Here is a 10862-nt window from a genome sequence, read left to right as displayed (position 1 = left end):
AGGTACCGTAATTGATTGAGGTAAATGTTTCTATTAATGCACCTGTCCTATACTGTGATGAGACCATCCTTGGAATAGAAATAGGCAATGGCTACTCTTTTGAAAAAAATTATATCGATAATTTGCCATTTAAGGAGGAAATTACAGATTGTAGAGGGGATCTAACAGTTGACTATTTAGACTCTATTAAATCTGATGAAAATGGAAAGTACCTGATATGCATTAGCAAAAAGGATGTTTATCAGATAGAGAACCAAATTAAAGGACCGGGCGTGTACACCGATAAAGATATGATGTGCGGTAATCAAGTAAAAGCTCACAACAAGTTGGAAACAGATTATTTGTACAAGATGTTTTCGTTGTTGCATCTTTTCAAAGAAGGTAACATCGGTACAAAAGAGATTTTCCTTGACAATGTATTTTCTATTGGATTTATGAAAAATATTTTGCACAACACCAGTATTAATGTAACAAGAAATACTACTGATGATAGGGTGTTTTCTCTGGTGCCGGATGAGGTAATGTCATGTAATCAGTTTTTATCTGATTATCATGGCTCAGAGTATACAATTTTTAAAAACTGTATTGATGAGTTTGTTTGGGGTCTTGAGCAAGTTGACATAGCAACTGGATTTGAACAATTTACTACGGCTCTTGAAATGACACTACTTGATCATCATCAGCGGGGGAAAAAAAGAAGTACTTTCCAAAAGAGTCGCAGTAATGCTAGAGAATACACCGACAGCAATAGGCCAGATGTATGCGAGAATGAAAGTATTTTACCATCTTAGGTCAGAATCTCTACATGAAGGAGATGGGCAGAATATTTCCAAATCTAAATTGTTCGAATTGGAATCAACTGTACGTAGGATTCTTGTTAAATGCCTTGAAAGAATAAAACAAGAGTTGCGAACAAATACTTCTGTTACATGGCTTGAGATAAAGGCTATGATTATTAATGACTTGAAGTCGAAGGTTGCTGCTGAAAAATGCGGCTTGAACTTTTATTAAGTAAGGAGGTGGCAGCATGGCCAGTATGGACAAGGTGAGCCCGAAAGAACGAGAGGGTGGTCTGGGTCATTTAGACACAATAATCCAAGATTTGAATAAGCGATTTGCTGCACCACTTCCGGAGTTTTATAAGCGTCGTATAATCTTCTGGTATGACGAGGATAGGGAGTTTGAGGACAAGCTAGATGATATTCAGATAGATAATGTAAAGCTACTGGTGCTTACAGGCACCAACAACTTTGCAGCTAAGAAGCTACTGAATGTGGATGATACCACCAGCAACTATCTGGTTTACAGTCCGATATCATATAAGTCACAGGAGGATAACTGGCTTTTGAATATCGAGCTTTACAGCGAAGAGTTTAGAGCTGACTTGGTGTCTATCTGGATGAATGAGACCTACCTTCCGGAGACTCCGGATTTCCGCAGACTTGTTAAGCTTTATAAGAAATTCTTCGGAGCACAGACCAGAAGAGCGGCATTCGCAAAGCTCAATAAGGGCATCAGCACGCCATCACAGATGCATCTTACTGTTATGGCGGCTATCTGTGGAACCAAGAATGCTCAGCCTAATAGCATAGTAAAAGCTGTCATAAGTGGTGGAAGCGATATAAAGTCCAATGAGGTGTTCCAGAGCCTTGTAAATTATGGAGCTGTAGCGCCATTCTGGGCACTTGTAAAGCAGGCGACCGGATATTTTGAAGGAGACGATTCCACCATCGAGAAGTTGGTGACACATATTCTGCTTACTGCAACAACCAGAACCCTTCGTATGGAGTATCTGGCAGGCCTCGATAGCTTTATTTCCACACCGCATCAGGCTTGGTGCTACGACTTTGTGTCTGAGTGGATTGCAGGAGATAACAGACAGGACCTCGTTGAAATTCTGCGAAATGTGGAAGAAGACCTCATTCTCAGAAAGCGTTTCAAGCAGGTACCATTGGATGACTTGGTAGCTACTGAGGTGTTCCCTTGCGTCAACGAGTGCATCCTGACTCAGATAATGACAGAAATCAGTAATAATATTATCAATGTAGATGTGATCACAAATACAGTCGAGAAGCGTCGGACTCTGGCGTGGTACGACGATGTGGAATGCTACTACGAGGGTATTCTTCAGGTTGCAAAGATGCAGGCGTTCTTCTTGGAACACTCTGCGGGTTTCCATACTGTGGAGGCAAGAAATGTCTGGAAAGAGTATACCGAAGATTACTACTGTATGGATACTTATTATCGTAAGTATCACTTGGCGTTTGGAAAGAGCCTGAAGGTCGGAAATGACCATCTGGATGATCTTTTCAAGCAGGTGACTGATAAGGTGGAGGGCCTTTATACGCACTGGTTCCTTGGTGAGCTGGGTAATAATTGGTCCGATGCTTGCGCTGATGAACTCGCAAAGTATGGTCGCATTATGGAAGTGCCACAGCAGGTGGACTTTTATGATCAGAATGTTAAGAGTAAGGACAATCGTGTGTTTGTCATAATCTCAGATGCCTTCCGTTATGAGTTGGCAGCATCTCTGGCAGACCAGCTTCGTCGTGAGACACAGAGTAAGGTTGCACTTAGCTCCTGTGAAGGTATCTTCCCTACTGTTACAAAATTCGGTATGGCAGCACTCTTGCCACATAAAAACTTATCTGTAAGTGAGCGCAGTTGCGGTGATTTGCAGATTCTTGCAGATGGAATGTCTACAGATGCAGGCAATCGAGATAAAGTTCTCAAGGCTGCAAATATCAAAAGCGTAGCCCTCAAATATAAGGATATTGCACCGATGAAACGTGCGGAAAGGAGTGCCTTAGTTAAGGGTATGGAAGTGGTTTATATTTACCATGATAAGGTAGACGAGGCCAGCCATACTTCTGACAGCATGGTATTTCCGGCATGTGATGATGCAATTGAAGAAATCAAAAATATTGTAAGAATCATCCGCAATGAGTTCGGTGGTACTCGTGTTTACATTACCGCTGATCACGGATTTCTTTATACCTACAGTCCGCTCTCCGAAGAATCCAAGGTGGATAAGACCTCGCCCAGTGAGCAGGATGTGGAGATTGACCGCCGCTATCTGATTACCCGTAAAGGAGCAGCTCCAGATTATTTACTTCCGGTGAAATTCATGGACGATGGATACGATGCCTTTGCGCCGAGAGAGAGCGTTCGCATTAAGAAGAAAGGTGGAGGCCTCAATTTCGTGCACGGCGGCATCAGTCTTCAGGAGATGGTTGTTCCAGTTATTGAATATCATTACCTTCGCAATGATTCCAAGGCTTATCAGCGCAATAAGGCTAAGTATGACACGAGGCCTGTAGAAGTAGGACTTCTTTCCGCAAGCCGTAAAATCAGTAATATGATATTCTCGCTGAACTTCTATCAAAAGGATGCGGTTGGCGATAACCGCAGTGCAGCAAACTATCTGCTGTATTTTGTTGATTCCAATGGAAAGCAGATAAGTGATACAGCAAAGATTATCGCAGATAAGACCAGTGATAATGGACAGGAGCGTACATTCCGCTGCAGCTTCAACCTGAAATCACTAAAGTATGATAATAGAGCAAGCTATTATTTGGTCATCGCAGACGAAACAGGTCTCAAGATGCCGCAGAAAGAAGAGTTTCAGATTGACATCGCATTTGCAGTCGATGAGTTTGACTTTTTTAGCTAAGAGCTTGTTCGGAAGGAGCAGTAATGAGTGACAATCTTGAAGTGGGCGAAGGCTCTCGTGAAATAATAAAGGACAAATTGCGTCAAAACTTTGATGGAAAGATTGTCCGCAAAGACCTGACTAAGAAAATCAAGGAGGGTGCAAATGTGCCGGTTTATGTTCTTGAGTTTCTATTGGGTCAATATTGCAGTTCAGACGATGATGAGGTTATCGAGCAGGGTGTGCAGAATGTCAAGCATATCCTTGCTGATAACTTTGTAAGACCAGATGAAGCGCAGAAAGTCTTGTCTCGTCTTAGAAGTAGAGGCAGCCATACCATCATTGATATGGTAACAGTGCGATTGGATATTAAGAAGGACTGTTTCTTTGCGGAATTCTCCAATCTGGGATTATCCAATATCCCTATTACTGATGAGTATCCACAAAAGTATGACCGACTTCTTTGCGGTGGTATCTGGTGTATTGTTCAGCTGGATTATGAAACCGAAGGTGATAATAACTTTGGAATCATCGATGTAGATGGAAACACACTTCAGTCCAAAAAGAAAAAACAGAAGGACATATTTCCGATTAGCATTCGTAAGCTGACACCGATTCAGATGCCTCATATCGATATCAAGGATTTGAAACAGGGACGTAAGGCTTTTACCAAAGAGGAATGGCTGGATCTTATGATGCGTTCCATTGGTATGGAGCCAGACGAACTTTCTTATCGTGAGAAGTGGCTTCTTTTGACTCGTATGATTCCACTTGTAGAGAACAACTTCAACCTCTGCGAGCTGGGACCTCGAAGCACAGGTAAATCACATCTTTATAAGGAGATTTCTTCGAATAGCATCCTTGTTTCTGGAGGCCAGACGACAGTAGCAAACTTATTTTATAACATGGCTCACAAGACTGTTGGTCTGGTTGGATTATGGGACTGCGTAGCCTTCGACGAAGTTGCAGGTATCAAATTCAAGGATAAAGATGGCGTGCAGATAATGAAAGATTACATGGCTTCTGGTTCCTTTGCACGAGGAAAGGAAGAAAAGGCAGCATCTGCTTCTATGGTATTCGTTGGTAATATCAATCAAAGCGTAGATGTACTTTTGAAGACATCAAGCTTATTTGACCCATTCCCTCCGGAAATGGGAACAGACACGGCATTCCTTGACCGTATGCATTGCTATCTGCCAGGATGGGAGATTCCGAAGTTTCGACCAGAGCATTTTACAAATGATTATGGATTTATCAGTGACTATCTTGCAGAGTTCATTCGTGAGCTTCGTAAGGAGCAGTACGGTGATGCTATTGATAATTATTTCCGTCTCGGTAAGAATCTTAATCAGAGAGATACTATCGCCGTGCGCAGAATGGCAGACGGATATTTAAAACTTCTGTATCCGGATGGCAGTTTTACAAAAGAAGAAGTAGAAGAAGTTCTCCAGATTTCTATGGAGATGCGTAGGCGTGTTAAGGAGCAGCTTAAGAAGCTGGGCGGTATGGAGTTCTACGATGTTAACTTTTCCTACATAGATAAGGAAACCTTTGAGGAACATTATGTTTCCGTACCTGAGCAAGGTGGCGGTAAGCTCATCCCAGAAGGAATGTGCAATCCTGGACAGGTATATACCGTCTCTCATGGTAAGAGCGGTATGTTAGGCTTATTCCGCTTGGAGAGCCAGATGCTTCCGGGTAACGGAAAGTTCGAAAGAACAGGTATCGGAAGTGATCGTGATGCAAAGGAATCCACTAATACAGCTTTCAACTTTCTGAAGGCAAATGGAAACCGTATCAGTGCTTCCATCAGTATCACAACAAAAGATTATATTATCAACTATCAGGATTTGCAGGGCATCGGCATGACAGGAAAGCTGTCCCTTCCCACACTGATTGCGATTTGCTCGATTGCACTTGGAAAACCAGCACTCAGCAGTCTTGCTGTACTTGGTGAAATCAGCATCAGTGGAACTATAATGAAGGTGGACGAGCTGGCAAATTCTCTGCAGGTATGTTTGGATAGTGGAGCAAAGAGAGTGCTTCTGCCTATCACATCAGCAGCGGAGCTCGGAACCGTACCGGCAGACCTGATTGGAAGTTTCAATTTAATTTTCTATAGTAGTGCTGAGGACGCAGTATTTAAGGCACTGGGTGTAGAGTAAGGAGGTGAGCGTCAGCGATGTATTACGATACATTAAATTCAGAAGAACAGGTTTCGTATCTTATCAAGCCGATTCTTGCCATATTTTTTAATTATTGAGAAAGAAGGTGTCGCTTTGGTATCAACAACCACAGCATATCGAACACAAATGGGTTCAATGGGCTGCTGTTAGAGTGGCCATAGATACAGGAAAACGCCCAGGAATAGCACGGATTCAAGGCATTTTCGGCACTTTGCCACAGATAGCCATTGTATCAAAGATTGCGTTTTGATAGACTATGCTTGCGGGAGCGGACATTTTTTGACAGAGGGAATAGATTTAATTAATAAAGTAGAGGGAAATTCTAACAATGATTGGGTTAGTGAAAACATCTATGATATATAGAAAGACTATAGGCTTGCAAGAGTATCTAAGATATCTCTTTTTATGAATGGAGCTGGAGAGGGAAATATTATTTTTGGAGATGGACTGGATAACCATAAAGAAATGGGAATTAAAAATGATTTTTTTGATATTCTTGTTGCTAATCCACCCTACTCAATAGAAACTTTTAAACCTCATTTAAAATTATTAGAAAATAAATTAGAGTTGATAGATTTAATATCTAATCAAGGTAGCAAAATAGAGGTTTTAGTTGTTGAAAGAATCTTACAACTATTAAAGCCTAATGGTATAGCGACTGTAATTCTCCCAGACACTTTTTTAAGCAGTACTCAAAGTAGTTATAAAGCGACTAGAAGCATAATTATAAAGAATTTTAGAATAATCTCTATTGTTAAGCTGGGAAATTCAACTTTAGGCAAAACAGGTAAAGATACAATAATTTTTTTTTAGAAAAATATAACGAACCACCGAAACATTATAAGATTATTGAAGATAACATACAGGCTATTTTCTCCAATCAAAAATTAAGCCTTTGGAAAGATGATGAAATTTTAGGTGATTATATTGAACATATAGGAGTAGATTTAGAAACCTTTACAGCTTTTATAGAAGAGATTAAAAATTACCATAAATTTGAAAATATAGAATATTTTAAAATGTATTATGATGATTTTAGTAAAACTACAGAACTAAAAACCTTTTAGAACGTGTTACTTTTAAAAAGTTAGATAAAGGTGAACAAATACAAAAGATAAATTCTATGTTTTATTCATTTGTTAAAGAAATAGAAAAGGATAAAATATTTTATTTTGCATTGGTTAAAGATCAGAAAACTTTAATTATTAAGTCTCCAAGTTCAGTAAAAGAACGGAGTGAATTTTTAGCTTATAGCTGGTCAGAAAGTAAGGGAAATGAAGGTATTCAAATAAAAAATATGGGAGGAATGCTATATGACCCATGTATTAGAAAAAGAGGGACAAGCTATTGGCTTTTCAAGATCACATAGGGCGTCAATAGACAGAATTAAAAGTATTAATATCAGTGTTCCTAATATAGAAATACAAAATCATGAAATGGAAAAAGTTTATAAATTAGAGGAGAAAATTCATAAACTATAAGAAAATCAACTAGACTTAAATAAAAGAATAAATGATGTGCTTAACAAATATTTAGGATGAAAGATTAAAGACGATTAGAAATAAAAATCTAATCGTTTTTTATTTTAAGAAAGTGTGCATTGTGGCGTGTAAAAGAATAAAGTTAAGTATTGAAGAACAGATCAAAAAGAAAGAGGAAAGAATAGAGAATTATAAAATCAAAAAGGCAGCTATAGAAAAACTTAATGAATAGGAAAGAAAAGCAAGAAACAAAAGACTTATAGAAAAAAGGTGCAGTGTTTGAAAGTATTTATGGATAATGAAGGTACTCAAAAAATACTTTTAAAATATTCCCACGAGAGATTTACGAAAGCCTAAGAGTAATTTAAGTAATTGAAATATAAAAGGAAAGCTAATAATAGAGAAAAAGGTGCCATATATGAAAGTCATATAATATTCTCGGAACTCTACAATAATCACAATGATAGGAAATTTATCCCAATCATTAGACAAGGAGATTTTAATACGGCTTTACCTACTTACCTAGACTTAAAAACTTGCAATAGATTTAAGAGGTAATCCATTTAATGAAAATTATTATAATGATCTTATCGCAGTGATATTTAATGTTAAAAGAAACCTAAACTAGGTATTAGACCATATTATTTAGATGAATATGAAACGATAACAATTGAGGGAGAAGATATAAAAATCGTAGGCATTATTACAAAAGAAGTTACCTTGCCAAGAAATGATGGAACAAGAGTTTTTGCTTTATATAGTATTCACTTTAGATTATCAGGTAAACTAACTAATACATGGTCTAAATTATTTTTAAGAAATTGGGAATACAAACCAAGTTTTACTCGAGCATGATAATGAAGAATAGAAATAATGAAATCAGCAGGGATAACATAATGACAATGTATTTACAGTAAACGAATTTTGTCATATAATTAAGTCAAAGGAGATGAGGAAATGGCTACAACAAATTTGAATATAAGAACTGATAAAGAAATAAAAGAAGCTGCAGAAAAAATCTACTCCAGTTTAGGCTTAAATATGACTACTGCAATTAATATGTTTTTAAGGGCAAGTATTAGAGAAAGGGGCATTCCTTTTGATTTAAAACTTGATATTCCAAATGATGAAACTATAAAAGCCATAGAAGAAGGAAGAATGATAGCTAAGGATAGTAATGTTATTTCTTACGATAATATGGATGACTTGAGGAAAGCCCTTGAAGTATAAGATAAAGTTTACAAGTAGATTTAAAAAAGATCTAAAGCAAGCTAAAAAACAAGGAAAAGATATTGAAAAGCTGTTTGAAATTATTGAGAAGATAGCAAAAGATGAAGCTCCTGATGAAAAATATAGAGATCATTCATTAGAAGGGATTTACAAAGGGACTCGAGAATGTCATATAGAGCCGGATTTTTTATTGATATATGAAAAAATAGAAGAGGTTTTAGTATTATCACTCGTAAGAACTGGCTCACATTCTGATTTATTTAAATAGCAACAATACATTAAAAAACGTAGGGATAGATTTATATGGTTAAAAGGAAGGAAGCAAGAAGAAATAGAAAATCATTATAGAAATATAGGCGATATTTCAAAAGGCATAAAATTCTAATAATGAAATTTTGAAAGGGATAGCAGAAATGTTATCTCTTTTTATATTGTAAGAAAGGAGTGTTATATGAAAAAATTAGATCCACTAAGTCAAGTGTCAAAAGAAATAAAAGATAAAACTTACGATACTGAAGAAAGATTAAGGCACGTGAAAATCAAGAAAAGAAGATATTGAAATAAGACATAGTAAAAAGAAGAAAAGAAAGAACACATAGACTAATAACAAGAGGATAAGTCTTAGAAAGCCTTATAGAAAATGCGGAAGTACTAACAGATGAAGAAATAAAAATTCTACTAGAAAACCAAAAAAACAAAAAAATTTAAAGAAACACTTAGAATAATGAGAAAAACGATAAAATATTAGGATAGATATTAGATAATAATAGACTGAGAAAAGGTAATCTAAAATAAGAAAAAACATTGACATTAAAATAAAATTATGATAATACTATAGTTAAGCAAAGAAAAAGAAATAAGGGATAATAGAATTGGGAACTACCATAAACCACTAGGTTTATCGCAGCATAGACTTGGTAAAAAAGTAGGGATTTTAAGAACAAGTATAAACAAAATAGAGACAGGGGAAACAATTCCTAGACTAAATGTTTCTAACTATATAGCAAATGCTTTAGGAGTTTGTATGTATAAGATTTTTGACTTGGATGGAAAAGAAACATATAAGTGTAATAGTCGTAATTGTTGTTAAGAATTATATGACTATATTTATTAAAATGGAGGTGATATTAATGAACTACAACAATCCTCAAAGGTATAAAAACGGTGATAAAGATTTCTTCCTTACTAAAAACAAACAGAGAAACGACTTATCCTAATATTTCCGAAAACAAAGGAGGAATTTAATTATGAAAAAATGATGTCATTAGTTTTAGTTTTTATATTAATAATGAGTATGAGTGTTAGTGCATTTGCAGCAGTAGACAATAATTTAGAACAAAATATTGGGTAAATTAGATGAGCACACATAAAAAAAATATAAGTCCAATTATTCAAGCCTTGTTGTGGTTCTTTATATATGTGATTTTTAGCTTAGTGGATAATTCACATTATTTGTTCAAGTGGATAGCTCATAATAAGGTTTTTTACATTTTAGTGGCATTAATTGCAATTTTAATAACTTTTTTTCGAAAAAATATAGGTTATTCCATAACTTTTGGAAATATTTGTGGTTTATTTTTAGGACGTTTTATGGGTGATTATATTAGAAATCAGTCTATGCTTAAGATTACTAAAGATATGAGTTCACAAACAAAATATCAACTAAGTAAGCATTATGGCGTTTTTATATGGATATGGTGTATTCTTATATCGATATTAATCTCACTTATTATAGAACTAATAAAAAACAATAAGGCAAAATGTATCTTAAAGTAAATGAGAAACTCATAACATCAGTATGATATATTGATAACATAACTGGCTTTTGTATTAGGGATTATTTTGCTAAATTTATATAATGTGAAAATAAAGAAGATAAAGATTGAAAAAGTAAAGTAATTCACTTAAAACCAAGAAACCATAATATAGCAATTCAAGAAACAGTAAATCAAATTGGTTTACTGTTTTTTCTTTGCTCAAATTTAGAAAGAGAGGAAAACGGAAGATGAAAAATATAGATGAAAAAATATTGATGGCAGAAGAAGAAATCAAGCAGTTACAAAATCAAAAAAGACAGTTGAAGAAAAAACTTAATGAACAAGAAAGAAAAGCAAGAAATAAAAGACTTATAAAAAAGGTGCGGTGTTTGAAAGTATTTTTGAAGAAAGTAAAGACTTAACAAAAGATGAATCTAACAATTATAAAACTCACAAAAATCATTAGCTGAAGATGATGAACTATTATAAATCTCAAGTCCTATCATCGAATAAACAATACAAAAATATGGTATAATTAAGTACAATATTTGCCAGA

8 protein-coding genes and 2 pseudogenes are annotated in these 10862 nt (G+C 35.7%); all 10 read left to right on the top strand.

Features of this window, described 5'->3' with window-relative positions; all coding sequences use genetic code 11:
• Positions 1 to 11: 11 nt before the first annotated feature.
• Complete coding sequence (locus tag VLK81_RS00540; RefSeq protein WP_324618621.1) at positions 12 to 791, top strand: hypothetical protein; 780 nt, start codon at positions 12 to 14, stop codon at positions 789 to 791.
• 236 nt (positions 792 to 1027) lie between these two features.
• The gene (pglZ, locus tag VLK81_RS00535) at positions 1028 to 3673 is read left to right on the top strand and encodes a BREX-1 system phosphatase PglZ type A (RefSeq protein WP_324618620.1); all 2646 of its coding nucleotides are present in this window, start codon (positions 1028 to 1030) and stop codon (positions 3671 to 3673) included.
• 23 nt (positions 3674 to 3696) lie between these two features.
• Positions 3697 to 5817, top strand: a complete 2121-nt coding sequence (brxL, locus tag VLK81_RS00530; protein WP_324618619.1) for a protease Lon-related BREX system protein BrxL — start codon at positions 3697 to 3699, stop codon at positions 5815 to 5817.
• Between the two features lie 414 nt (positions 5818 to 6231).
• Positions 6232 to 6651 (top strand): Eco57I restriction-modification methylase domain-containing protein, encoded by a 420-nt coding sequence (locus tag VLK81_RS00525; RefSeq protein WP_324618895.1) that lies wholly within the window; start codon positions 6232 to 6234, stop codon positions 6649 to 6651.
• 500 nt (positions 6652 to 7151) lie between these two features.
• Positions 7152 to 7319 carry a hypothetical protein gene (locus tag VLK81_RS00520; protein WP_324618618.1) on the top strand — a complete coding sequence of 56 codons (168 nt, stop codon included), beginning with the start codon at positions 7152 to 7154 and terminating at the stop codon, positions 7317 to 7319.
• 957 nt (positions 7320 to 8276) lie between these two features.
• Complete coding sequence (locus tag VLK81_RS00515; RefSeq protein WP_324618617.1) at positions 8277 to 8549, top strand: type II toxin-antitoxin system RelB/DinJ family antitoxin; 273 nt, start codon at positions 8277 to 8279, stop codon at positions 8547 to 8549.
• Positions 8539 to 8817: a type II toxin-antitoxin system YafQ family toxin gene (locus tag VLK81_RS00510; protein WP_324618616.1), complete on the top strand. Its 279-nt coding sequence runs from the start codon at positions 8539 to 8541 to the stop codon at positions 8815 to 8817. The genes VLK81_RS00515 and VLK81_RS00510 overlap by 11 nt, the downstream gene beginning before the upstream one ends.
• A 183-nt stretch (positions 8818 to 9000) precedes the next feature.
• Positions 9001 to 9297, top strand: a pseudogene (locus tag VLK81_RS00505) (DUF3847 domain-containing protein).
• A gap of 108 nt (positions 9298 to 9405) precedes the next feature.
• On the top strand, positions 9406 to 9639 hold the full coding sequence (locus tag VLK81_RS00500; protein WP_324618894.1) for a helix-turn-helix transcriptional regulator: 234 nt from the start codon (positions 9406 to 9408) through the stop codon (positions 9637 to 9639).
• A gap of 915 nt (positions 9640 to 10554) precedes the next feature.
• Positions 10555 to 10766 (top strand): annotated as a pseudogene (locus VLK81_RS00495) (hypothetical protein); the annotation flags it as partial.
• Positions 10767 to 10862 lie beyond the last annotated feature (96 nt).

The organism is Citroniella saccharovorans, from assembly GCF_035481615.1.
GTDB lineage: Bacteria > Bacillota > Clostridia > Tissierellales > Peptoniphilaceae > Citroniella > Citroniella saccharovorans.
This window is presented reverse-complemented; position numbering and strand designations above follow the sequence as displayed.

Bases quoted from the DNA above. Each gene is read 5' to 3' on its own strand.
- pglZ (WP_324618620.1), top strand. From the start codon at position 1,028: ATGGCCAGTATGGACAAGGTGAGCCCGAAAGAACGAGAGGGTGGTCTG.
- brxL (WP_324618619.1), top strand. From the start codon at position 3,697: ATGAGTGACAATCTTGAAGTGGGCGAAGGCTCTCGTGAAATAATAAAG.
- VLK81_RS00520 (WP_324618618.1), top strand. From the start codon at position 7,152: ATGACCCATGTATTAGAAAAAGAGGGACAAGCTATTGGCTTTTCAAGA.
- VLK81_RS00515 (WP_324618617.1), top strand. From the start codon at position 8,277: ATGGCTACAACAAATTTGAATATAAGAACTGATAAAGAAATAAAAGAA.